Source organism: Sulfurisphaera tokodaii str. 7, assembly GCF_000011205.1.
In the GTDB taxonomy this organism is placed as follows: Archaea; Thermoproteota; Thermoprotei_A; order Sulfolobales; family Sulfolobaceae; genus Sulfurisphaera; species Sulfurisphaera tokodaii.
Window position 1 is genome coordinate 1036929 of sequence record NC_003106.2, and the last position, 23559, is coordinate 1060487.

Annotated in this window: 23 protein-coding genes and 1 pseudogene; 8 read left to right on the plus strand and 16 right to left on the minus strand. The window is 33.2% G+C overall.

What is annotated here, in order from left to right; translation table 11 throughout:
• Nucleotides 1-87: 87 nt before the first annotated feature.
• The 3 genes from STK_RS05840 to sfsA form a co-directional block, all read right to left on the minus strand.
• Nucleotides 88-1215, minus strand: coding sequence for an MFS transporter (locus tag STK_RS05840; RefSeq protein ID WP_010979063.1), 1128 nt, complete (start codon nt 1213-1215; stop codon nt 88-90).
• A 402-nt stretch (nt 1216-1617) separates the two neighbouring features.
• Nucleotides 1618-2712 (minus strand): MFS transporter, encoded by a 1095-nt coding sequence (locus STK_RS05845; protein ID WP_010979064.1) that lies wholly within the window; start codon nt 2710-2712, stop codon nt 1618-1620.
• Nucleotides 2713-2829: 117 nt separating this feature from the next.
• Nucleotides 2830-3507, minus strand: a complete 678-nt coding sequence (gene sfsA, locus STK_RS05850; protein WP_010979065.1) for a DNA/RNA nuclease SfsA — start codon at nt 3505-3507, stop codon at nt 2830-2832.
• Between the two features lie 154 nt (nt 3508-3661).
• On the opposite strand from sfsA, the gene STK_RS05855 reads away from it, so the two are divergent.
• Both STK_RS05855 and STK_RS05860 read left to right on the plus strand, forming a co-directional pair.
• On the plus strand, nt 3662-4210 hold the full coding sequence (locus STK_RS05855) for an IS607-like element ISSto11 family transposase (protein WP_084742643.1): 549 nt from the start codon (nt 3662-3664) through the stop codon (nt 4208-4210).
• The gene (locus STK_RS05860; RefSeq protein WP_010979067.1) at nt 4188-5474 is read left to right on the plus strand and encodes an RNA-guided endonuclease InsQ/TnpB family protein; all 1287 of its coding nucleotides are present in this window, start codon (nt 4188-4190) and stop codon (nt 5472-5474) included. Before STK_RS05855 ends, STK_RS05860 begins: the two co-directional genes overlap by 23 nt.
• A 390-nt stretch (nt 5475-5864) precedes the next feature.
• Here STK_RS05860 and STK_RS05865 read toward each other — a convergent pair whose 3' ends face one another.
• Nucleotides 5865-6671, minus strand: coding sequence for an amidohydrolase family protein (locus tag STK_RS05865; RefSeq protein ID WP_052846468.1), 807 nt, complete (start codon nt 6669-6671; stop codon nt 5865-5867).
• A gap of 408 nt (nt 6672-7079) precedes the next feature.
• Between STK_RS05865 and STK_RS05870 the strand changes: the two genes are divergently transcribed.
• Nucleotides 7080-8879 (plus strand): phosphoenolpyruvate carboxykinase (GTP), encoded by a 1800-nt coding sequence (locus tag STK_RS05870; protein ID WP_052846469.1) that lies wholly within the window; start codon nt 7080-7082, stop codon nt 8877-8879.
• Between the two features lie 40 nt (nt 8880-8919).
• Here STK_RS05870 and STK_RS05875 read toward each other — a convergent pair whose 3' ends face one another.
• Nucleotides 8920-9432 (minus strand): hypothetical protein, encoded by a 513-nt coding sequence (locus STK_RS05875; protein WP_010979070.1) that lies wholly within the window; start codon nt 9430-9432, stop codon nt 8920-8922.
• 155 nt (nt 9433-9587) lie between these two features.
• Between STK_RS05875 and STK_RS15205 the strand changes: the two genes are divergently transcribed.
• Complete coding sequence (locus STK_RS15205; protein WP_198429759.1) at nt 9588-9737, plus strand: hypothetical protein; 150 nt, start codon at nt 9588-9590, stop codon at nt 9735-9737.
• Here STK_RS15205 and STK_RS15635 read toward each other — a convergent pair.
• Together STK_RS15635 and STK_RS15640 are read right to left on the minus strand one after the other, a co-directional pair.
• Entirely contained in the window at nt 9734-10069 is a 336-nt protein-coding gene (locus STK_RS15635; RefSeq protein WP_010979071.1) for a helix-turn-helix transcriptional regulator, read from the minus strand. The two genes, STK_RS15205 and STK_RS15635, sit on opposite strands and share 4 nt — an antisense overlap.
• A 108-nt stretch (nt 10070-10177) precedes the next feature.
• Nucleotides 10178-10522 (minus strand): hypothetical protein, encoded by a 345-nt coding sequence (locus tag STK_RS15640; RefSeq protein ID WP_010979072.1) that lies wholly within the window; start codon nt 10520-10522, stop codon nt 10178-10180.
• 103 nt (nt 10523-10625) lie between these two features.
• Here STK_RS15640 and STK_RS05885 point away from each other — a divergent pair, with 103 nt between their 5' ends.
• Nucleotides 10626-11159 (plus strand): hypothetical protein, encoded by a 534-nt coding sequence (locus STK_RS05885; protein ID WP_010979073.1) that lies wholly within the window; start codon nt 10626-10628, stop codon nt 11157-11159.
• Nucleotides 11160-11185: 26 nt separating this feature from the next.
• Nucleotides 11186-12064: a dipeptidase gene (locus tag STK_RS05890; protein ID WP_010979074.1), complete on the plus strand. Its 879-nt coding sequence runs from the start codon at nt 11186-11188 to the stop codon at nt 12062-12064.
• 251 nt (nt 12065-12315) lie between these two features.
• Here STK_RS05890 and STK_RS05895 read toward each other — a convergent pair whose 3' ends face one another.
• The 3 genes from STK_RS05895 to STK_RS05905 are packed head-to-tail and all read right to left on the minus strand — an operon-like array spanning nt 12316 to nt 14011.
• Nucleotides 12316-12639, minus strand: a complete 324-nt coding sequence (locus tag STK_RS05895; RefSeq protein WP_052846470.1) for a transcriptional regulator — start codon at nt 12637-12639, stop codon at nt 12316-12318.
• Nucleotides 12629-13207 (minus strand): hypothetical protein, encoded by a 579-nt coding sequence (locus tag STK_RS05900; protein ID WP_010979076.1) that lies wholly within the window; start codon nt 13205-13207, stop codon nt 12629-12631. The genes STK_RS05895 and STK_RS05900 overlap by 11 nt, the downstream gene beginning before the upstream one ends.
• Nucleotides 13208-13219: 12 nt before the next feature.
• Nucleotides 13220-14011, minus strand: a complete 792-nt coding sequence (locus STK_RS05905) for an ATP-binding cassette domain-containing protein (protein ID WP_010979077.1) — start codon at nt 14009-14011, stop codon at nt 13220-13222.
• Nucleotides 14012-14110: 99 nt separating this feature from the next.
• Between STK_RS05905 and STK_RS05910 the strand changes: the two genes are divergently transcribed.
• Nucleotides 14111-14941, plus strand: a complete 831-nt coding sequence (locus STK_RS05910; protein WP_010979078.1) for a hypothetical protein — start codon at nt 14111-14113, stop codon at nt 14939-14941.
• A gap of 292 nt (nt 14942-15233) precedes the next feature.
• Here STK_RS05910 and STK_RS05915 read toward each other — a convergent pair.
• The 5 genes and pseudogenes from STK_RS05915 to STK_RS05935 form a co-directional block, all read right to left on the minus strand.
• Nucleotides 15234-16222: pseudogene (locus tag STK_RS05915) on the minus strand (ISH3 family transposase).
• Nucleotides 16223-16505: 283 nt separating this feature from the next.
• Nucleotides 16506-16973, minus strand: coding sequence for a hypothetical protein (locus tag STK_RS05920; RefSeq protein WP_010979082.1), 468 nt, complete (start codon nt 16971-16973; stop codon nt 16506-16508).
• Nucleotides 16974-16988: 15 nt separating this feature from the next.
• The gene (locus tag STK_RS05925; RefSeq protein WP_010979083.1) at nt 16989-18422 is read right to left on the minus strand and encodes a hypothetical protein; all 1434 of its coding nucleotides are present in this window, start codon (nt 18420-18422) and stop codon (nt 16989-16991) included.
• Nucleotides 18380-19975: a hypothetical protein gene (locus STK_RS05930; RefSeq protein WP_010979084.1), complete on the minus strand. Its 1596-nt coding sequence runs from the start codon at nt 19973-19975 to the stop codon at nt 18380-18382. Before STK_RS05930 ends, STK_RS05925 begins: the two co-directional genes overlap by 43 nt.
• Nucleotides 19972-20529: a hypothetical protein gene (locus STK_RS05935; protein ID WP_010979085.1), complete on the minus strand. Its 558-nt coding sequence runs from the start codon at nt 20527-20529 to the stop codon at nt 19972-19974. The genes STK_RS05930 and STK_RS05935 overlap by 4 nt, the downstream gene beginning before the upstream one ends.
• A 50-nt stretch (nt 20530-20579) precedes the next feature.
• On the opposite strand from STK_RS05935, the gene STK_RS05940 reads away from it, so the two are divergent.
• Nucleotides 20580-21932 (plus strand): hypothetical protein, encoded by a 1353-nt coding sequence (locus tag STK_RS05940; protein WP_010979086.1) that lies wholly within the window; start codon nt 20580-20582, stop codon nt 21930-21932.
• 264 nt (nt 21933-22196) lie between these two features.
• On the opposite strand, the gene merA is transcribed toward STK_RS05940, so the two are convergent.
• The gene (gene merA / locus STK_RS05945; protein ID WP_052846936.1) at nt 22197-23558 is read right to left on the minus strand and encodes a mercury(II) reductase; all 1362 of its coding nucleotides are present in this window, start codon (nt 23556-23558) and stop codon (nt 22197-22199) included.
• Nucleotide 23559 lies beyond the last annotated feature (1 nt).

The following is a 23559-nucleotide window of genomic DNA, read 5'->3' on the forward strand; positions in this document are numbered from 1 at the left end:
TTTCAATATTAGTTTCTCTCGACCTTATTTGGATCTAGGCATATCTATGGAACACTAAAACTAAAAGGTTTCTCAGATCGTTAAATTTTATAACCAACTTTCAAGAACTAGGAGGGAAATAATTGATATTACACAACCTATATCTAGAGTTATCATTGAAAAAGTAAAGCTCTTAGTTAAGTATAGTACTAATCCTATTACAGTAGGAGCAATCATTGTACCTATTTGGGATACTGCATTGGCGTAACCTATTGAAGTCGCTGCACTATTATTTCCGGCAATTTTCATAATGAGGGAATCAGTTGGTGGTCTATATAGAAAAGAAAATATGCCCAGCAAAAATGCTTCTGACAGTATTAGAATACCATTCGATATTGTAAGCATTAATGATATTATAATAAAACCTATTAGAGTAAGCAATATAACCTTTACGATTCCTACTAATTGAACTAACTTATCCACGTTTATTATCCCTACTAGTTGACCTAGCCCAAATAGTAAAAGGAATAATGCAGATAATGATGGCGAAATATCCCTATAGAGTACCAACATAGGAAATATCCATGTTGTAGTACCCCATGTAGCCCATAACTCTCCTAGTCTAATGAGTGTCAATAAAGCTATTCGTTTATCAAATATGATTCTTAGTGATCTCCTTATTTCAGTAGATGTAGCATTTGAATTAATCTTAGAACTGAATATTCCAAGTAATAGGAACCCTATTGCCATTAGAAGATAGATAAACTTCCATAAGTGTAGCAATATGGTTGCGATAAGACTTAATACTAGGATAGTTATAGGAGCCGCACTTTCAACTAATGCTATGTAAAAGGTAAATTTAGACTCACTAGAGTGAGAAATAGCAACAATCTTCATCGCGGAGGGAAATATAGCAGCAGCGACTATTCCATCTATTAAATATACTATAACAAGAAGAACGTAAGAGTTAAGAGAAAAGAATAATAATAAATTGAGAGGTACTAAAATTAGTGCTGAAATCGTTATTGTCTTGTTAGGTCCTATTTTATCTATCACTAACCCCCAAGGTATTGATGATATTACATATCCTACATAGAATGATGTGGCTACGAAACCTATTTCTACCGTATTTAAATGAAGAAGAATTGCTATAGGAACGGATATAACTCCCCAACTTAACCTTAAGAATAATTGTAAGAACGTACCAAACCAGCCTAGTATTATATTCTTATTCATCAACTCCTACTGAGAGTTATAAAAATTTATGATTAACTTTAAATGGCAAATGATTTTATAATTATTAATTGTACCCAAAAAATGAATCTAAATATAGACAAGGGTTGAATTGAGGTTCTTATATATAAAACCTAAATAGCCTTTTTTTGTAATACTAATGATGCTAATCTTATGTTCGAAAACAATAATGAAAATGAAAGAACTTTTTTAGGTAACTAGTAGAGCTCAAGTTATATTAATTCTTAATTTAAGTGACTACTCTCATTCCGAAATTACATAGAAAGCTAGCAAAATTCAGTCCTTAAAGGCTGAGAAACTGTTAATTAATAATATAAAATTTTTCTTTTACATTCGATTTTTGTATTCATTTGATAAAAAATTTCCGCTAATTTTCAAGCTTTTTTAGTTGGTTATAGGCCTAAGTAAATTCATGCTTATTACACTAATTACTGATGCGATAATTAGCACAATTCCTAAAGAGATCTTTAAGGGGAATGGTAGTAACGTTACAATGAAAGTACCAAATCCTCCACCTATTATTCTACCTATCAGTAAAGCAAAATTGCTCCCAGTACCTCTTACTTGTGGTGGATACAATTCACTTAACCAAACTCCGAAGAATGCAAAAAACGCTGAAGAGAAATATATTGTTAACGCTAAAATGTTGGAAAGTAAGAAAAGAGCTGACGAAATTACAGCTAAAATACCAAAGATTATGGCAGAAAATTTTCTTCCTTTTATATCTGAGATGTAACCAGAAAGAGAGAAGGATAAGACAGCAATTATATCACCTATAGCTACTAATTCATTATTCTGAAGTATCGTAGGGAGGAGTTCAAATGCTGAGATAATATATAAAAACGATGTTAATGATGCTATTGAACTTATTGCTGTTAGCCCTATCATTTTTTGTGAAAATATATCTGTTAATCTACTCCTACTCTCGTACTTCACTTTTTCTTCTGGAATAAAAGGATAGAATATAAATGATAAAAGAGAAACAATCCCTGCTATTAAAAATATTAATAAAAACCTATCACCCATGAATGTGGTAGTTATAGCCCCTAATAAAGCCCCTAAAGCGTAAAAACCTTGCATCATTCCACCTAAAAAACCTCTTAAATTCGTTAATCTTAGCTCAGCTATTATAACGTAACTAATACCATTTTCACCATTTACTCCAAAACCTATTATGAACCACAATATGTAAAGTTCTAATAAATTATTAACAAAATACAATAATATAGCGGGAATAGAGAAAAGAAAGAAGGAAATTATCAAAGCTTTTTTCCTTCCTATTAGATCTGAAAGTCTTCCAAAAACAAATCCACCAATTCCTCCACCAATCCATGATAAGGTTATTGCTAAGACTACATTAGGAACACTTGTAGATAGATAATGAGCTAAAGGTACTATTACGAAAGAAATTGTATACATTACATAAGCAGATAGTAGGAATGGGATTAAGACTGAAATAGATGAAAGGAACTTGGACATGTTATAAGGTTATCCTTCTATAGCTAAAAAGTTTGCTTTCTAACTGTTAAGAAATGTAATATTTATTCTGTAAAAATCAATAAGGCATTGGTCTTTATCTAATTTTTCGTGAATTATTTAGGGTAAGGAGAAATTAGTTGATTTTTCAAGAATTTGGTGACAAACAGGAATTTCTCCCTTATATACTATATTTTCTTTATCTAATTGAAACACTTTAACTTCAACATTTACGCCCTCTTTTAATGCTTTAATAAATGTATTAGAAAAATCTCGGTCTGTATCAAAATTAGGAGAAAAGCACACAACATCAGTTCTAAAAACGAGAATCATGAGTAAAACTGAATATCCATTTCTCCTAAGCTCTATCAACTCATCTAGATGTCTTTTTCCTCTCTTAGTCGGAGCATCAGGGAAAAGAGCTATACCATCTCTAGCAAGAGTACAGCCCTTAACCTCAACATATGTATTATCAAATGCAAAGTCAATCCTACTTTTCCCTACCGTTACTTCAGATTTGGCATCACTGGGTAAAAACCTTCTAGCTATTTCGTTATGTATACTGGAATCTGTTACAACCCATTCTTTACCGCTCCATGCTGCTGTAACTTGACAATTGGTTTTTCTTTTTCCGTTAACGTTTCTTATTAATATTTTGTTACCAGGATAAATAAGCTCCTTAAGTCTTCCAGGATCGTGAAGGTGACAAATTTTCTCACTCTCTGTTACTACTGTAAAACGGTTAATCCTAGCTTTCACAATCTCCTCATATAGTGTGGGAAAACTATAAACAATCATACAATTAATCTTTTGTGAAAATTAGTAAAATTTTCTCCGTTGAAGACTTTTAAACGCCGTTGACAACAGTTTCCGATAAGCCGTGAAGTTTAAGTATTTTGTATATAATTTCATGGTAGTGCTTAAACCGAAAGAGGTCTGCTAGAGATTAGGGATTTCCTACCGAACCCTACAGAACTACGTGAAAAAGGGCTACATCAAACCAGTAATACTACAGACCGGAAAATGGAGGTTCAGAGAAGAAGACGTAGAGAAACTAATGGGGATTATTAGAAAGAGGAAAATAATATTATACGCAAGAGTATCATCAAACACACAAAAAGACCACTTAATAAACCAAGTAAAGTACCTAGAGGAACAAGTCAAGGACTACGACCAAGTAATAACAGACATGGGGTCTGGATTAAACATGAAGAGAAAAGGATTCCTCAAGTTGTTGAGAATGATACTAAACAACGAAGTATCAAAAGTACTCATAGCTCACCCAGACAGACTAGTTAAATTTGGTTTCGAGATACTAGAAGAAGTATGCAAAGCACACAACTGCGAACTTGTAGTGTTAAACAATGAGGACAAAACACCAGAACAAGAGTTGATAGAGGATCTAATCCCAATCCTAGTATCATTCAGCGGGAAATTACACAGAATGACGAGTAACAAATACGAAAAGGTGAAGAAATGTGTCGAAGAACTTAAGGCTTAAACCAGAAGAGGAGTACATTTACCTAACATACTCCATCAAGAACGATAAGAAGGAGGAGAGCAAGATATTACTAGAGAACTATAGAGTACTACTACAGAAAGCATTAGACTGGTTGTGGGAAAAGACAAAGGTTGAGAAGAAGGAAATGAAGAAGGGTAAGAAAATTTTCATGAAGATCAAAATAACCCTACCAAAGAAGAAGGAAGTATACAAGACGTTGAGGGACGAATTAGAGAAGAACAACACTCTAGCTTCACACTACGTTGACAAGGCTATAAACGATGCTTACTCAATATTGAGGGGTTGGAAGAGGAGGGCTGAAAAGGGGCAAGCATCATTAAGAAAACCTAGATTAAAGAAGGTTTACGTTAGGGTAAAGTCAACACTTAGGAAAGTTGAGGGTGAGAGCGTTAGGATTACTGTAAGACCTTACGATTATATTACATTTTCGTGGTCTCAGACTTGGTTTTCACGAAGAGTTAAGGGACTTGAGTTAGGTGAGCCTATAATTAAGGAGGATAAAGTGTACTTGCCATTTCGTTATAAGTTGCCTTGGTTTACTCCCCTAGATTTTCTAGCAATTGATAGTAACCTTTACACATTAGACGCCTATGATGGTGATAAGTTCATCACATTTTCCCTGAAAGAGCTATACAGTTTGAAGTTTGGGATGGAGTTGAAGAGGAGTAGAATACAACGTTTTGCCTCAAAACATGGTAGGAAGGGTAAGGAGTTGCTAAAGAAGTACTCTCACCGTGAGAGGAACCGCGTACTAGATTATATCCACAAGTTAGTCAACGAATTGTTAGAGATGTATCCCATTACGATGTTTGCTGTTGAGAAGTTAAATAAGCAATTAATGTTTGACGACGCAAATGACTCCCTCTCTAAGAAGATATCGAGGACTGTATGGAGGACTATACACCATGTGTTGAGGTACAAGGCTCCCCTTTACGGTTCCTTCGTGAAAGAGGCGAACCCATACCTCACATCTAAGTCCTGCCCCAGATGTGGATGGGTTTCCCGAAAGGTTGGCGGGACTTTTAGGTGCGAGAGGTGTGGGTTCACTCTTGATAGGCAGTTGAATGCGTCTCTAAATATCTACCTCAAGATGTGCGGGTTACCCCACATCCGTGATATTCCAAGGGTGTGGGTTGGGGTTACCCCGCTAAAGGGGCGGAGGAGGATGAGTAGGGCAATGCCCCGTGACCCTGGTGAAGCCCAAGGACTAAGGATTGGATTCAAATTCATGAAAATTCAATGAAGCCCAAACCCCTAGTTTACTTAACAGATAAAACTTCAATCTTGTGTTATTTAGTATAAGCTTATTCCTACTGTGACGTATAATTTTCGAATAGGAAAATCATGGATTTTAAAGGACAAAATTTTCTTCTTGGAGTCTCATGCGGATTTAGAGAGACTATGATTTATAAGCAAATGTATAATTCCTATAAACAGTTACGTTAATATTTACTTCTTATTCAAGGATAAAAATAATATTTAACCTTTTCAAGATAGAAACCTATACTTAAAACAAGAGTTCTTTTTAAAAACTATTAAATATTAAGTTTTCCGTGAAATGTTAAAAATTCAGACAATGTAGTTCTCCACGATTTCAGCAAATTGTGATAGTAATTTGTTAAATGATAAAACACTAAATTTTCAATATTCTTTTAGCGTTATCTCTCATTATCTTTTCGTCTTTCAGAATACTGTAAACCTGAAAAGCATAATCAGCTAAATCTTGACCCTTAAATGCAGGGAAATCACTACCATAAATAACTTTTTTAGAAATCTCATTTATTCTTGGCAATAATTTCAATAAATTCTTTGGAGGTATCGATGAAATTTCTAAGTATACGTTATTTAGAGACTTAACTAGATAGAATGCTGTTTCATACCATAATGGCCTTCCAGCATGGGCTAAGAGTATTTTTAATTTAGGAAAATCTTTAGCAACATCGTCTATATAAATAGGATCAGCGTATTTATTCCTGCTTCCAACACCTATACTAGTTCCCGTATGGAACATAATTGGTAAGTCATGGTCTTCAGCAAATTCGTAGACGAAGAGTAAACTCTTTAATCCGCCTTCTTCTTCCCTATAAGCATTAGGTTTAAATCCCTTATGTACTGGATGAAGTTTTATGCCTATTATACCCAAAGAGTACTGTTTTTCTAACTCTTCCTTAACGTTACATGTTAGTGGATTCACCTCACCCCATTGCAAATAAAGATCGGGATTTTTTCTTCTTTCTTCATAATCAATGTAAAAACCATCTGAACATTCATCACTGTGGCAAGGATGAGAAGGAACCAAAATAATTTTTTCAAGCTCAACATATTCATTCTTTAACGTATACTTTGTTCCTTTAGCATATTCTAAAAACTCCTTACAATGAGCTGGTATTTTTCCGGCAAAAATATGATAATGAACGTGAGCATCAATCACTTTAATCATAAGATCCATGTTAATTTTCAATGCTAAAATTTATAATGATAGCTGGAAGATAAGAAAAGAGTAATCTTATTGCTTTCAATTACCTTCGTGATTTTCTCTAGCTAAATCATAAATGATTTGTAGCTATGTCTATTGTCGAGAACTGTAAGGTTAATTTTTTATTCTTTATTAGTTCTATCTATTTTAATTCTATGGAATATAATTAGATATGTCCTATAGATTTTTTAATCTATCTATGGCAAGTTCCGTTGTTTATATAAATTATTATTACGCTCCTTATCAATAAATGGGCTTAGTATCAAACAAGGTATATCAGTATTGGGCGCTACTTCTTATAACATTGTACTTTAAGCCTAATTAAACGTGTTAGTTAGAAAGATTTATATCATTTAATACAATATGTATATTATGAGATCAAGTTTTAATTTTTTAAACTTGTTAGTTTCAGATAAAATGATTAAAAAAATAGAAATATTAAATAATTCGTATGTAGAGGAATTTATTGAAAAAACTGCTGAATTATGCAATCCCTCATCAATATATCTAGTTACCTCAGAAGAAGACAAAGAGTATATACGAAGAAAAGCAATAGAAACAAAAGAAGAATTACCGTTAAAAACTTTAGGGCATACAATACATTTTGATCACCCCTTAGACCAGGCTAGAGCTAGAGATGATACATTTATACTTACTGATGATAAAATTCCGTTTGTAAATACTAAAAAGAGGGAAGATGGAATAAGAGAGGTTCTCTCTCTGTTAAAGGACTCAATGAAAGGAAGGGAGATGTATGTGGGATTTTACTCATTAGGTCCTAAAAATTCAATTTTTCAGCATTTAGCTATTCAAATATCAGATTCGCCCTATGTAATTCATAGTGAGAACATTCTTTATAGACTCGATTTTGATGATTTTAAAGGAAATAAGCAATTTTTGAAATTCGTTCATTCAAAAGGGGAGTTGGATATAAAAAAGAGGAGAATTATGATAGATCTTAAGGAAGATACTGTTTATAGCGTAAACACAACTTATGCTGGCAATAGCGTTGGGTTGAAGAAATTAGCGTTAAGATTAACTATTGCTAAGGCTGTAAAAGAGGGTTGGTTATCAGAACATATGGCGATTATAGGCTTTGAAGGTGATAAAGGAACTCATTATTTTACGGCTTCTTTTCCATCTGGTAGCGGAAAGACATCAACGTCTATGATGGGGAAACTAATAAGTGATGACCTTGCCTTTATAAGGGAGATTAATGGAGTAGCTAGAGCTGTTAATCCGGAGATAGGCGTATTTGGGATAATTCAAGGGATTAACTCTAAGGACGATCCTATAATATGGGAAGTTTTGCATAAGCCTAATGAGGTGATATTTTCAAATGTATTAATGACAGAGGACGGTTATGTATATTGGGAAGGTAGTGATGATAAGAGACCGGAAAGGGGGATAAATTATGAAGGTTTTTGGAGTAATGACATGAATAAACCTGCATCTCATCCGAATGCAAGGTTTACAGTACCTTTAACAGCTTTTAAGAACCTTGATGAAAATTACGATAATCCAGATGGGGTCGAAATCGAGGGAATAATATTTGGTGTAAGAGATTATGATACGCTAATTCCGGTTGTTGAAGCTTTTTCTTGTTCTCATGGAATTGTAACTATTGGTGCATCAATGGAATCAGCAAGGACTAGTGCTGTGATAGGAAAAGGAGACGAATATGAGTTTAATCCTATGGCTATACTAGATTTTATGCCAATTCATTTAGGAGAATATTTAGGAAATTATCTAGAATTTTGTAAAAAACTTAAAAAAGTTCCTAGAATTTTCGGGTTTAATTATTTTCTTAAAGAGGGGAATAGGTTTCTTAATTCAAAAGAAGACAAAAGGGTTTGGATAAAATGGGCTGTAAAAAGGGTTGAGGGAAGTGTAGATGTAATTTATACACCTATTGGGCTAGTTCCCTATTATGAAGATTTAAAGACATTATTTAGGGAGATGTTAAATAAAGAATATACGATAGAAGATTATGAGAAGCAGTTTACTCTTAAACTTGACAAGTATTTAGAGAAAAATGAAAGGATTCTCAAATTATATAAGGAAATCCTGGCTCCAAAAGAAGTTATAGCAGAATTAGAACAACAGAAGGAAAGGATTCTCAAATATATAGATAAATACGGTAAAAGAATATCTCCATTGGACCTAAGATGAGAAAAAAGTAAAAAATAAAATTTTACCTTTTCATTTGCATTCAGGAGTTCCCTTCACTGTTCTCTTCTTCATATTTTAGCACTAGAAGAGGTGCATTACTTACTGATTTAGCCTCTGGATTCTGAGATACTGTGTATGTTATTTTTACAGTAACAGTATATTTTCCAGCAGTTAAATATATTTTATAATCATTATTTTCATGTAATTGTAGGGTTATAGTATGATTTCCAATAGTAATAGTTGCTATAAATTGAGAAAATACATTGTCTAGTACATCCTCTTTTAATTCTAAGTCATAAGTACCGTTGGAAGGTATATATACCGTTGTAGATCCATTAAGGCTTCCGCTTTGCCCAGCAGTTATGTTACCTAAATTAAAATCTATAGGAATTACTTGGATTTGTTGATTGCTAGAGTTATTACTTATTACATTATATGATATTGTTGCTAACGTTCCATACATTTGTGCAGCTATTACTAGTCCGCTTATTGCTAGTATTGCTAGGGATAGGCCTAGTAGTAGTGGTTTGTTCATGGCTAAAATAAGCTGCACGTTTCATCCTTAAAAGATACAATTTCATTACGACGAAATTCTATATGTTTCGACGTTTCAATATATTCGAAACTTTTTCGTTATTCTTGAAACTTCAAAAAAGCAGGCTTTTCGAAACGTGTCTCTTAAAAGAAGCATTTTCGGGTATTAACTCGATGGAAGCAGTAGAAAAAGAAGAAGAAAATGTAACAGAATACTGGATCGATACAAAGTTAATAACAATAGGATTAATAGTAGGTGTTTCAATAGAAGTTCTAATAGACCTAGTAATTATAGCGACATCTGGACACAAGGTATTTTTCTAATCTTTTTTCTTTAACACATACCTAATTTTACCCCTCTCTCTAACTTCCTCCACATAACCAAGTTTAACCAATTTTTTTAACCTTCTATAAGCGGTTGCTTTAGGCAAACCGGTTTTTCTTATAATCTCAGCTAAAGTGAAAGAACCGTCTTTTAATGCATTAAGTACAAGCTTATCTCTTTCGTCTAAAACATCAGTAACTAATTCTGCATTTTCTTCCTCTGCTGATTCTACTTTTCTTGCTTCCTTCCTTCGTCTCAAGAAGAAGTAAACTATGAGAGATATTAGAACGATATCTGCGATTAAAAGCAATATAATAAGCTGGTGCTCCATGTTTTCACTTTTTTGTGAAGGTGTAGTTTCTATATAGAGTAATATAACCTTAGAAACGTTAACAAAAGTTATATTATAAAGTCCGTTTACAGCAGTAAAACTATAAGGTTATGGTGTTACGTAAGTTATAGTTGAGTTTGTAGGTAGATATATGTTTATAGTAAAGTTCTTATTTTCTTGAATTTGTATAACTCCTTTTGGTAAAATTGCCCTATAATATACATAAACTGTACCATTTCCTCTCAAAAATAAATGTCCATCAGATAAGTTGTATTCCCCACCTATAACTTTTAGACCACCAGCGTAATCACCTATAAGGTTAAACTCACTCACATTATGGAGTTCAGCTACTATTGTGCCGTTATAATAAATATTAATTATACCGCTGTCTCCTTTTGTGAGGATAGTGAGCGAAATTAAGATAATGAGGGTAATCAATAGAAATTTTAGCACAAGAAAACCTTTTGGTCAGAGGTTTATTAGCTTAGCGTTTCACCATGTTTCATTCTGAAATGGAACTAATGTTTAAATGAAATAATTAAGATAGATTATACATATGGTAAGACAATCTTTACTAATAAGTTTACTTATAGTGACATTAATTGTAAATGTAGTGTTAGGAATCGAGCTTTACACTGCCCTTCATCAGTCATCAAAACCAGTTAGTCAAGTTCCTTTAAATTTAACCGGTGTCCAGATAATAACTACGACAACGCAAACTACAACTCCTAAACAAAATACCACATCAGTAACTCAAACAACTACAACTATATCAAATCAAACATACTCGTTCTCGTTCAAAGTCAAATTCCATTTGAAGGTCGATAAGCCTGGAATTTACATTATAGGAATAAAGCCTAAAGTAAACTTCTCCTCATTATACGTATTGCTATATTTTGATGATGGTAAAACTGTGTCCTTGAACTTAAACATTACTTCAGCTAACGTAACTATTACAGATAAAGAGGTCGAAGTTACAGCTTACATATACGGTTCATCAAATGAAAACTTAACTCCTACACAGATAGTTAATGATTTAGGCTTATACTTACAGTTTGTCTCGCCTATTTCTGGAGAAGGGGAAGATTAATTATTTTCTTCTTCCTTCATTAATATATGAGAATAATAGATTTGCATGAAGATTTTGCGTATTCAGATCAAGTTGGTATTGACGTGATAAACGGTGACATTCAATCAAGTATTAAATTACTAAAAGAATTTGATGCGATAATTTTTGCATCAATATTTCCTCACGCATCTAAAGGTTTTTCTTTAGAACTTCTTCTAGATCAGATAAAATTCTATTATGATTTAGAGAAAAAAGGTCACGTGAGAATAATAAGAAGTATAGATGACTTTAATAAACCTGGGATTAAGTTTCTCCTTTCATTAGAAGGCTTGGATTCTTTGAGATCTTATGAAGATTTATATATACTGAAAGAACTCCACGTTTACAATATCGGTTTAACGTGGAATTATGATAATAAGTTTGCATCATCATGTTTTTCCAAAAAAGATTATGGTTTAACTGGTGAGGGCGAAGAGGTAGTTAAGTTAGCTAATGAATTGGGAATACTTATCGATCTAGCTCACGCGGGTAAAAGGACAGTAGTTGATGTGGCATCAATATCTAAGAAGCCAGTAATCGTTTCTCACACAAATGTGAAGAAATTAAAGGATCATAATAGAAATTTAGACGATGAAGAAATAGAGTTAGTTGTAAAAACAAGAGGAGTAATTGGAATTACTGCAATTCCTTATACCCTTAAAGAACCTACAATTCAAGGAATGGTTGAAAGTATAAAGTATATTGGAGAAAGTTACGGATGGGAATATGTAGCAATAGGAACCGATTTTTTGGGAATTAAAGAAACGCCCAAGGATTTCGAAAATATACTAAGAATTAAGGAATTAGCAAAAGCAATTGAGGGACATGAAGAGGAAGTGTTATGGAAAAATGCCTATAGGGTTATAATAGAAGTGATAAGACAATAATGATATAGTCTACTTCGTGCTATAGATAATATCTGTTAAGCATTTTACTGAAGAACTTAGGACTCAATAAATTTTTAAAATTATGATTAGATAATAAAATTTTTATGTCTTTAGTAGATCATGTATCACTTTACTGAAGAAGAAATAAATAATAATAGAATAGATTACATGAATTATGAAATTTTATCGATTTTCCTTTAAGTGTTAATCTACTTAATTTTAAAATGACTCTATATTATACTATAAGAATTCTATTTCTCTTTTTCTTTCAGATTCTTAACATAATTAAGATACTTCTTTATTAACTCTTCTCCTTTATCAGTGATTCTTATTTCAGTTCTAATTCCACTTATAGTAAATACTTTATATACTTTTATAAGACCTTCATCTTCTAAAATTTGTAAGTGAAATGAAAGTGAACTTTTAGGTAATGAACTAAAACTAAGTAATTCACTAAAACTCATTTTTTTCTCATAGTGCAAGGCAATCATTATTCCTAATCTTGCAGAGTTGGAAAAAGCTTTACTATTTAATAATTCCATCAGTTCCTTGAGCTCTCTTTCATCACTGCTCATCTTTAGCCACCTCATAACTTTCAATAATTGACTTTACTCCCGCATATATCCAAGGGAAGAAGTAGAGGTAATATAAATGATAATTTAACGATCCTAGCATCATAGACGCTATGAACGTGATTATAGCAATATAATCGTAATATCTAACTTTTCCAGTATCTCTGGCTATCTGGAAGATTTGTTCTGAGACTATTGCAGTATATATTACAATACTAACAATATAGTAAGAGAAATAATTAAATATAGTAAGAGTGTATATCCATACTCCAATAATAATAAATAATATTGCCGTGAAAAGGATATACTTAGATTTATATTCCGGAGGCTCTAAGATCTCTCTTACTCTATATGCCTTGTAGAATAATATCGACGTATAAGTTAAGTATACAAATAATATTGAGATGAACAAATAGGTTGACAAGAATTGTAAGTTAGGTATAGAATATAATATACCTATAGATACTATATAAGTAGACCAAAAAATATAGTATATACCTAACGTCTTTCTTATTTTATGTTTTAGTATCCGCTTAGCAAGTTCTTCTGCCTCTTGAATCGTTTGCTTCATTAAGTTGCACCTTTAAGCACCAATTATACCGTAAATTCTGTTTAAGGAACCTAAAGCACCAAACTTCATCCCCAAATCTCCCTTAACTATAGATACTTTCTTATCCATAATGTCAAGTACCAGTAAAGCGTCATTTCTTTCACCTTCTACTATAGAACTCTCTAACAGCTCTGAGACACTTATAGGACCTTGTAGCCTATTGCCAACTAAAAAGTAAGCCTTGTATTCTTTATATAAGTTTAACATGTCAAGTTCATGCGTTACTAAAATCCCCTCTTTACCGTACTCCTTTATATACCTGGATATCACATGCCTTCTGGCAGCATCTACATTCTCAAACGGTTCATCTAAACCCACTATTTCTGGCTGAGAGGCCAACGCTAATGAAGTCCTAACTAAAACTGACTGCCCCGCAGAAAGCTTATAAAGTTTCCTTCTTAGGATCTCTTCTCCAAGTTTTAGAGCCTTAAGCATTTCTAAGAATAAGTCTCTGTCTAAACCTTTGAGTTCCTCGTAAAGGTAAACTATATCGTTCACAGTTACACCTATTTCGTAAGCCTCAGGCAAGTTTGTAGAGTATCTAATATAATTCCTTATTTTTCTGACCTCCATCCCGTTTATAAATATATTTCCAGAATAAGGAAGTAAGCCAGAAATAGCCCTTAATAGGGTAGTTTTGCCACTTCCGTTAGGTCCTAATATGATTACTTTCTCTCCATTTACCTCTAAGTTTATGTTCTCTAAGCTAAATCTTTCGTACCCCTTCCCTGATAAGGTAATTCCTACATTTTTTAGTTGAATCATTAATGTAATGTATATAATGAGGCAGTTATAAGATAAATTGTTGGTTCAGTTTCTGAACTAATTAGAGCAAATATATGATTAAACCACCTATCACTAGATATGAGACTACAAATCTACCTCACCAAAAGGCTATTAACTAATCCAACTTTAGTAGGCTGGGGATTGCTTTTTATGCTATTTTGGGCAGCTTTAGGTGCATTTGTGGAAAGTGCCTCTATACCTTCGCATCTGCCTATTGAGGATTACGAATTCTATACTTCTAGCTGGTACGGATTACTTGTCCTTCTCTCCTTCTCATCTATTGGTGTTTCATTATCATACAGTATAGCCTATCATACTGGTTCCATCCCATATCTTTTAAGATATAGTAAAATGAAGGCTTACGACTATATATTTGGGCTAACTATCGCTGGTGTAGTCACATCTGTAGTTTATAGCTTAATACTCCTAGCAGTAGTAGACCTATTTTTCTCCCAGCACTTCGGTCTCCAAATGAGACCGGCAAACATACCCTTAATAGTGGTATCTAGCTTATTTGCGGGTCTTTTCTTTATTTCTTTCTCTTTGTTCCTTGAATTGATGGTGATTAAATACTTAGGTTTTAATCCGGCTACGAGCCAAGCAGTTAATTTTATCCCGTTAATTTTAGGGTACTTATTTGGGTTTGCTGCACTATATCTTAACTTGGGTAACCTAATATACGGTTCACCGTTTGCAGATATAGAGTATTTATTAACGGAAGGATATTATGGACATAAGATTTATATGAATGCACTTATTAGTGCAACAACTCTTCCAGCTAGCGAAGTTTTCTCGGTTCTAACTGGATTTCTAGTACTAGTGGTATGGATTATAGCACTTTTCGGTATCTCACAGTTACTATTTAATAAAATGTATTATAGAAATATATACGAAAGTAAGATAGTATAATCTTTTTTAAAGATAAAAATTGCTATATAAATCTTTATTTAAATTTCAGTGTTAGGAACCTAATTCTTTCCAAGGTGTATTGGGTCAAACATGCTAAGCTGGGTATTAGAGACTTTATTCGTCAGTATTGGAGTCTCTTTTTTCTGAGATAAATAATAACATTAGCCAAAATTGAGCAAAACCAGTAACATTCAAATAAAACCATATATATTTTATGATATAGAGTATAATTAAATCAATTTTTATTAGAAAAACATGAAATATTGAATTAATTTCACGTGGTTAAAAAGGGTTACATAGAGTCAGCTGAGATTTGAAAAAACAACTCCACAACTTGAGGTAAAACCCTGTGAAACAACTTCCCTCATCTCCTTAAGGCAGGAAATCAATGAGAGACTGACAAGACTCCCACAACCCACCCAAAGAACGAACCAAATAACAGAGGAGGATAAGAACCAACTCCTTCCTAACATCACAAGTCCTAACCCTAAACTCCTCTAGCGAACGAAAAGCATTCTCAACACCCCACCACCCCTCCTCAGCCAAAACAACAGCAGTCCTAACATCAACCCCACAAGAAAAGCTATAATCATACCATCCTCCTCACCCTTCTTATTATCCCCCTTCCTCAAAATAACAAGATAAGCACCACTAACATGCCTAAAAACCAGTAACCTCACAATAAATAATATCAACATCCCCCAACTTGTCCTCATACTTCCTATACATCTGATACTTAGCGGTAATAACAAAATCCAAGAGAATAACCTCATCCACCGCAAACTATCACCATAAACAAGCCTAAGATCAAACTTGTCCAACTCCCCCAAAATTGCATAAACCATTTCAAAATCTTTAGCAATATTTTTCACAGTTATAGGTAAAACATCAAGGAAAATACTCAAGAGGAAAATTGCAATTTGAACGAGACCCCAAGAAGTTAGTGGGCTTAATCAATAAACTCTTATCCTTGTGGTACTGTGGTTGGGAATGGAGGTCAATAGCAACTCTCCTATTCCTAGTCTCCCTCAAGACTTTCTTTCCCATCTCCCTTAATGCCTTTCTAATATCATCAACGTCAATATTGTTCAAGAGCTTTAATGCTCTCCTCCCCTCATTCCCAAGCCTACTCAAGTAGATTCCTCTTGCCTTGAGTAAGGCTTTGAGGAGTTCTTCGGGGAAAAGTATATTAGCTAGAAAGGTGTAGATTAGTTTGAGGGCGGACCGGACGAAGTCCCTGTTGTAGGATTTAGTCCGCTTGGTTTGGTTCTTGTGTCTCATATGTTTAGGTCCGCCCTCTAATATACAAACTTTTATCAAAAATTAGTGTTCACTAGATTTTTTTTGAATTTTGTTCATCTCATTTTTTACACGAAAAAAGAGATTCCCATACTGACGTGGAAGACGCACTGGACTCGTTATCCCCGTAGGTTTGTTAGAGGCAGTAGCGTGTAGTGTCTATATAAGAATTTCTCCGGTTCATTGAAATTCGTTTAGGAGATGCTCTATGTTTGATGAAAACTTTTAAGTTATGTTAAAGTAAAATAACTGCTATTATAAAAAATTATGAGCTAAAAGCAGTTTCATTAGGATATATTGTGGCGAATATAGTTACATTATAATATGTGAGTTGTAGAATTAGTGTAGTATTCCAAACATTATTGGGAAGTGTAAAATTATAAATTAGAGGGGAGGGTAGATTTCCGACAATTTGATATCCGTTCGGTGTAAATTTAATCGCATTAACTTGACTCGTTATATTAAGAATTTGCCCTTTGTTCAATGAAAAAACACCAACCATTTTTGCATAGCTAATAGCCTTAGGTACTATTAAATATGAGTGAGTAGGGGTAGAATTAAAATAAATGATAATGGTGCCGCCGTTAATTTGATTTTCTGCCACTTGAACTAGATTATAGGGTTGTGTACTAGGTTTCGAGTAATCTAAAATCAATAGAAAAGTAGGAATTAGTATTAATGCTATTATTACGATAGCAATTAAAAACCCGATAAACGTTGATTGTGCCTTCATTAATAAACACCAAAATTAAGTTAGAGGCTGCCAATATAACTCAGTACCATAATAAACCGTTATTGTCATTGGTTGATTTATTATTACATATCCTGGAATATTAGGGAAGTAGTATTTACAGGTACCGTTGGAGTATTGGAATATTACTTCAACCGCGCCATAAGTAGAGTAGCCAGTAAAAGTGCCTATCGGAACAAAGGTATAGTTACCTCCAATAATAAAGGGTGAAGTACCGTACTCATATTCTACATTCCCAATACTTACGTTATCGTTATATTTATTATAATATGCAATTAATCTGACATTATAGTAATTGTAGTTGTTCTTATAGTTTATTGATACTACAGGATTAGTATTCAGTGGTATGAAAGCTAATAGGGATGTTGCTTTATAAACTGATGATTGCGTACCATATTGTATTGTGGTATTTGAGTAAATATAATGTCTTATAATTCCGCTTGAAGTTTGAGAAGTATAATTTCCTTGAATTGTTAATACTGTGATATTAATGAACCCTGCAGGCACTTGAACTGTTTTAGTTTCAATAAAAGTTTGAGAATTACCATCTACTATTACGTTAACATACCCTGGGTAATTTGATTCAAGAGTAACGGTAACTTGTGCTGTAATTTGTGTATAGTTAGCTATAAGTACTAAAGGACTACCAGATAAAGTAACCTTAATCCCTTGAGTTGTTGTACTGTTTATTGTAGCACTTCCTAATTTTATCCAGTTATAAAACACACCAGTAATTATTTGACCTTTAGAATTCTGATAATACACGTACTGAGGGGCTCTTACTACAAATGTACCAGTTCTGTTTGGAAATACTATAGGAGTAGTATAGTTTGTTAAAGTTCCCATAATATTAGTAGTTATGTTTGTACTAACTCCTATAGGACCATTTTTAGTATATATTTGAGCTAATATTGTAACACCGGCTTTTCCGTTAAAGGATACGGGTCCTATACTTGAATTAGGCTGTAAAAAGAAGATGTTACCTAAAGAGGTTACTATAATAATTGGGCTATTCTGAACATAAGTTGGTAACAAAAGTACTTCTGACTGGTTTAACTTTATGGGATATTTTAAGCTAGTTATATTTTGCCACACACCGTTCTGATTTAAATATAATATACTAGTTATAGTTACATTCGAAGGGGGTACGAATGTTCCGTTACTATAGACCACAAGTATACTACTACCGTTGTAGTAAAATGCTGGATGCCCCGTAATAACCTGATTAACTTGTAAGTTCCTAAGATAAATATAATTGTTAACTATTTGCTGAGAAACTACACTGGAACTAAGAGAAGAGTTATAGTATATAAGGAGTGGTACGAATATAACTAATATTATAATTAATACGATTATAACTGAAATTACATTAGATAAGGCTTTCTTCCTCATAGTCCCCCACCTGGAGATGTAGTACCACCATATTCCCATTCTTCATAATTAATAATAGTCACTGGCATTGATACGGTAAAATAAGAATTGCCATTTGGATAGCCATTTTGTCCAATATATATTGTTTGAGTATTCCCATTAGCGTAATTTACAGTTATACATTGCGGATATGATAACAATGATACATAAGTTTGAGATATACCTAGCAGTGGTAATTGCAGTAGTAATTTATAAGTTCCAATAGGCGACTGGCTCAAATAATCGTAAGTCACTTTGAATTTACTATTTGCTGGCACATAGAATTTTTGAGGCATGTAATTAGAAGTTGGTCCCCAATCATATGTGTTATTTATCTGAATGAGTTGTCCAGCAAGATCTCCAAGAATAGGTGAGGTATTAGAAACCAAAGTTACACCGTTGGGTAAATAGAAATTATTTTTCACGATAACAAGGTAATAAACTTGGCTTACTTGATAATTACCGTAGACAGTCCCACTACTATTCACAAATATTTCGTTTTTATTTACAACTTGTATGTTGTTTGAACTCGTCGAAAGCCCAGTTAATTGATAAGTATTTATTTCACCAGCGTAGATAGTCGTTCTAGAGTACGTGTAGTTAAACGTAATATTATATGTTATAGGAAATTGAATTATATGATAACCATAAGTTAGTTGTAAAGTTGCACCACTAGCTGGAATATTATATAGTTTATTATCTATTAATACTGGTATTGTTAAATTCAGTGATGTTAACGTTGCCCCGTTATTCTGTACTTTACTACCTAACGGTATGCCTTTAGGCATGATAGTAACAGTAAATTTAGTTAGTTGTGCTTTATATACTGCTGTTATTACAACAGGGCCATAGGCTGTGAGTGTAACTGATTGTGGTGATTGTGAATTTAGAGTTCCATCACCAACTATTGTCCAGTCTTGAAATGTTGCAGTTAGTCCATAGCCGGATAAAAATATTGTTGATCCGTTCTTATTTGATATAGTATATGTACCCGGATTTACGTAACATAATGTTGGTGTTAAAGTTGGAGGATTAGTTCCAAATATAACCTGAATTGAGACTGGTATTGTTTTACTCCCGTTTATTACGAATGCTGTTATGTAAATCGGGATTTTACCCGTAGGACCTGAAACGGTTACTGTTGTTATTGATGTATTAGGATCTAAGAAATAGACGTTTCCTAAAGATGTAACTAATATAATGGGATCGTTAAATGCTTTCTCCGGCAATGGTAATTTTGTATTCCCAGAAACTACCAAGTTGCCATGTAATACTGGAACCCATATACTGCCGTTATAATAATATATTTGGGTTATATTAAATAATGAAGGAAGTGAGTTAAAGTAAAACACTAGGGACGGAGTTGTACTGGAATTGTAATAAATGTTTGGATTCCCCCTATACACTTGGTTATTCTGATACTGTTGTTGCTGAATATAAGCACTGCCCTGGAATTGACCTTGAGTACTATAAATCGGCTTTTCATTAAATAGTATAAATACGGGAATTAAAAATACAATAAGTAGGAGTAAAGCAATTATCAGTGCTATTGCTACAGATATACCTCTCCTCATGAGGGAACACCCGTAAAAGTAAAACTTACTCTAAACCAATAACCACCTGAATTATATATAATCCAAATTACTAAAATATCGTTATTTTGAATATTATTTATTACTATAGTTGCTGGAGTATTAAAGGGTACCTGATAAGCTGTAATAGGACTACTATACAAAATCTTACCGCTTACATCGTAAATGGGAGAGTTAATGGTTATCTGATTAGCTAGTTTACCATTTTGTAAATAAACTGCAAATGACGGATTTGAGGTTGGCGTTACTACTCCTACTGAAGGTTGTAAATAGGAGGGCTCAGCAAAGGCTATCACATATACATAGCCTGTTATTGACGGGTTATTGTATATTACTACCGCGCTCCCTGTACTACCACTGATAAGTAACGGACCCACTGAGAGAGATGAAGATTGAGCTATGTTACTAGCTTGATTTTGGGCGTTAGTGAAGGCTACTTGAGGAATTAAATATGAAATTGTAAAGCCCGATATAACAAGACCTATAATAACTACTGCAATTATTAGAATCATCTCGCTTACAATTTCATTTGGCATGTATTAATATTAGAAAAAAATTTAATAAATCTTTCTAAGATTATAGTATTGTGAACAATGCAATTATAGCTTTACTGTTAGTGGTTATCACTATAGCCTTATCACTTGGTGTATTCTCACTTTATAGTTTTTATTTTTCTAATGTGCAGTATTCTGTATCAACTCAAGGAAACGTGATAACAGTATCTAAATATCTTCAGATTGAGGTATCTAATTTAGCTTACTTCTATAATAGTAAAGGAAACGATTTCAACGTTAGTTACTTAATATGGGTTAGTGTGCCCGTTACAAAAGTTGTAGTACTACCTTTTGTGGTTTCACCTATGAATTATTCCTTACTATACTATTATATACCCAACCAGACACAGAACGCATCCCTATTCTACTCATCGCAAAATGGCTACAAACCCTTAAATTCATTTACTATTTCAAACAATATATATTTACCTCAAGAAGGAATTTTGTTAGGAAAAGTTTCATCACTTTCAGCTTTTAACGTTTCTTCCAACACGACTTATATCCTATCAGCTAAATTGAACTTAAATCAAATTATAGTTGTCTGGATATTATACTATTATCAAGGAAAGTGGTATAGGCTTGGGTACACATATCTAAATCCGTTCGATCAAGGTGTTGGACTTTATGTAGTCTCATCAACTGGTAATTACAACTCTTACAGTAAGGCATTACAGAATGCAAATGCCCCCCATTTTGTAACATCACAAAAGGCCATTGGATTTGGATTGTGGTTTAAACCAATAGCTAACTCATCTATTAAAGCCTTAATACTTAATTTGTCGTTTGTAGCAACAAATGGGAATAATGTAAGCTTAATGATATTTCAACAGAACGAGAAGCTATATGTATATTCAACTTTATTATCATCCTCTCAAAGTTCCCAAACATTTTTATGTAATCTAAATCTTAATCAATGGTACTTTATTAACATTAGCTACGGAGCTATTACTGGAAATTCTAAATCTTTTAACATAACATTGTATTCTAATGGTAAAATTCTGAATTATACTAATTTACCAAGTTACACTCAGCTAAATGGATATAATATATCGGTAAAATTTGGATCTTCTACTCTGGCAGATGCAATTTCTCAAGCCTTTCTGGTCTCAGCTCAATCGAGTAATGGTCTAGGTTCATTTTATAATGTTTCCAAAATAATGCTGAAAAATGGGCCATTTTACAATAATACTCTTATCTTCAACGAGACTATAGTAAACTCGAAAAATCTTTTATATGATATAGGCTATTGGTATTTTGTATGGCCTACCAGTAATCCTCCATCTCAAATTTCAGGGATATTGTGGTACTATCCACAAGGAAATTATCAATATCCATTAATTTATTATATTCCAGAGTCCGGCCAAAATACTTATGTGATTGCTTAATGAAAATATTAGATTGGTCACTAATTTAGAATTTTCTATATCAATAAACACATAATAATCTTCTTGCTTTTTTACAAATAGCATAACTACAAATATAAGCTAACAATGTAGGCAAATTAAGTTTTAAACTTCTTAATACTTGTATGTAATATTAATTTTCTACGATATATTATTCTAATTACTAATATAAAAGTCTTGATAAGAAATATATTATTCATGAGATAGTATTCTCATAAATGTTTTAAAATTAATTAAAATTTTTCCTTAGTCAACACAACAGCTCATTTTATCCACATCTCTGTAGAACGACATTGCAGCTAGTTTTAAGCTTTCAGCCATTGTAGGGAATACGTGAACAGTATCTATTATATCGTCTATCGTTGCCCTTAATCTAATTGCTAATGCAGCCTCATTTATTACTTCAGCAGCATACTTTCCAAACATCTGTACTCCCAGTATTTTCTTTGTATTTTTATCCACATTCATTTTTATTAATCCTTGGGGCTCCCTTAATATTCTGGCTTTAGCAACACTACTCATCTTAACTACTCTTGATTCAACTGAGTATTCACGCTGTGCCTCGAGATAAGTAAGCCCTACTCTTGCAACGTTAGGTTCTATGAATATTACTTGTGGTATACTAAGTCTGTCTATCTTTTTACCAGAGTTTAATATAGCATTTTCAGCAGCTACTGAACCTTCTTTACCGGCTAAAGATTCAAGCATTAAATCTCCGATTACATCTCCAGCAGCGTAGATATTGGGGTTTGTTGTTTGAAGTGTTTCATTAACTAATATTCCCCCTTTCTCGTTTAGCTTTACTCCCGCTACATCTAAGTTTAAGTCTACATTAGGTCTTCTTCCGGTTGCAACTAAAATTTCGTCTACTTCTGCTTCACCTTTATCAGTTACTATTATTTTCCCTCCTTCATCTCCTTTTTTAATTTCTTTAATTTTAACGTCAGTAACAATATATATGCCCTCTTCTTTTGACAAGTAGTTTTGAACTGCAATTGAAATTTCTGGTTCCCAATTGGGTATTATTATCTTACTTCTTTGAAGTATTAAAACATCTACTCCTAGCCTTTTGTACATCTGTGCAAACTCTAATGCTAAAGCTCTTCCACCAATAACAGCCAGCGAGGAGATTTTTCTGTTTGGTGATAAAGCTTCTACATTCGTCCAATAACCGAGTTCTTTCAGCCCCGGTATATCCGGTATTTGAGGAGAAGAACCCGTCGCAATTATGAACTTATCTCCCTCAATTATTTTACCATTAACCTTTACTTCCTTAGGGGAGACAAAGTGTGCTTTTCCCTCCACATATTCTACGTCATATGAGGATAAAACATCTATATATTTTTCTTTTCTTAAAGTCTCAACTATTTCTTGTTTATCTTCAAATGCTTTGAAAAAATCTGGGTATACATCTTTTCCTAAAGTTTTTCTTGTGTAATCGTAAACTTCACCTATTCTTAACATTCTTTTTGAGGGCACACAACCTACATTAACGCAAGTTCCACCTATAATTCCGTGACTAATCATTACTGGTTTAACTCCAAGTTCGTTAGCCCTTATTAATGCTGCAAATGCTGCTGCCCCATTACCTACAATTACCAATCTCATT

Excerpts from the sequence above, each read along its gene's own strand:
- STK_RS05890 (WP_010979074.1), top strand. The coding sequence starts at position 11,186 with ATGAGAATAATAGATTTGCATGAAGATTTTGCGTATTCAGATCAAGTT.
- STK_RS05870 (WP_052846469.1), top strand. The coding sequence starts at position 7,080 with ATGAGATCAAGTTTTAATTTTTTAAACTTGTTAGTTTCAGATAAAATG.
- STK_RS05920 (WP_010979082.1), bottom strand. The coding sequence starts at position 16,973 with ATGAAGGCACAATCAACGTTTATCGGGTTTTTAATTGCTATCGTAATA.
- STK_RS05895 (WP_052846470.1), bottom strand. The coding sequence starts at position 12,639 with ATGAGCAGTGATGAAAGAGAGCTCAAGGAACTGATGGAATTATTAAAT.
- STK_RS05900 (WP_010979076.1), bottom strand. The coding sequence starts at position 13,207 with ATGAAGCAAACGATTCAAGAGGCAGAAGAACTTGCTAAGCGGATACTA.
- STK_RS05930 (WP_010979084.1), bottom strand. The coding sequence starts at position 19,975 with ATGAGGAGAGGTATATCTGTAGCAATAGCACTGATAATTGCTTTACTC.
- STK_RS05910 (WP_010979078.1), top strand. The coding sequence starts at position 14,111 with ATGAGACTACAAATCTACCTCACCAAAAGGCTATTAACTAATCCAACT.
- STK_RS05845 (WP_010979064.1), bottom strand. The coding sequence starts at position 2,712 with ATGTCCAAGTTCCTTTCATCTATTTCAGTCTTAATCCCATTCCTACTA.
- STK_RS05840 (WP_010979063.1), bottom strand. The coding sequence starts at position 1,215 with ATGAATAAGAATATAATACTAGGCTGGTTTGGTACGTTCTTACAATTA.
- sfsA (WP_010979065.1), bottom strand. The coding sequence starts at position 3,507 with ATGATTGTTTATAGTTTTCCCACACTATATGAGGAGATTGTGAAAGCT.
- STK_RS05865 (WP_052846468.1), bottom strand. The coding sequence starts at position 6,671 with ATGATTAAAGTGATTGATGCTCACGTTCATTATCATATTTTTGCCGGA.
- STK_RS15205 (WP_198429759.1), top strand. The coding sequence starts at position 9,588 with ATGGAAGCAGTAGAAAAAGAAGAAGAAAATGTAACAGAATACTGGATC.
- STK_RS15635 (WP_010979071.1), bottom strand. The coding sequence starts at position 10,069 with ATGGAGCACCAGCTTATTATATTGCTTTTAATCGCAGATATCGTTCTA.
- STK_RS05885 (WP_010979073.1), top strand. The coding sequence starts at position 10,626 with ATGGTAAGACAATCTTTACTAATAAGTTTACTTATAGTGACATTAATT.
- STK_RS05925 (WP_010979083.1), bottom strand. The coding sequence starts at position 18,422 with ATGGGAATATGGTGGTACTACATCTCCAGGTGGGGGACTATGAGGAAG.
- STK_RS05935 (WP_010979085.1), bottom strand. The coding sequence starts at position 20,529 with ATGCCAAATGAAATTGTAAGCGAGATGATTCTAATAATTGCAGTAGTT.
- merA (WP_052846936.1), bottom strand. The coding sequence starts at position 23,558 with ATGAGATTGGTAATTGTAGGTAATGGGGCAGCAGCATTTGCAGCATTA.
- STK_RS05905 (WP_010979077.1), bottom strand. The coding sequence starts at position 14,011 with ATGATTCAACTAAAAAATGTAGGAATTACCTTATCAGGGAAGGGGTAC.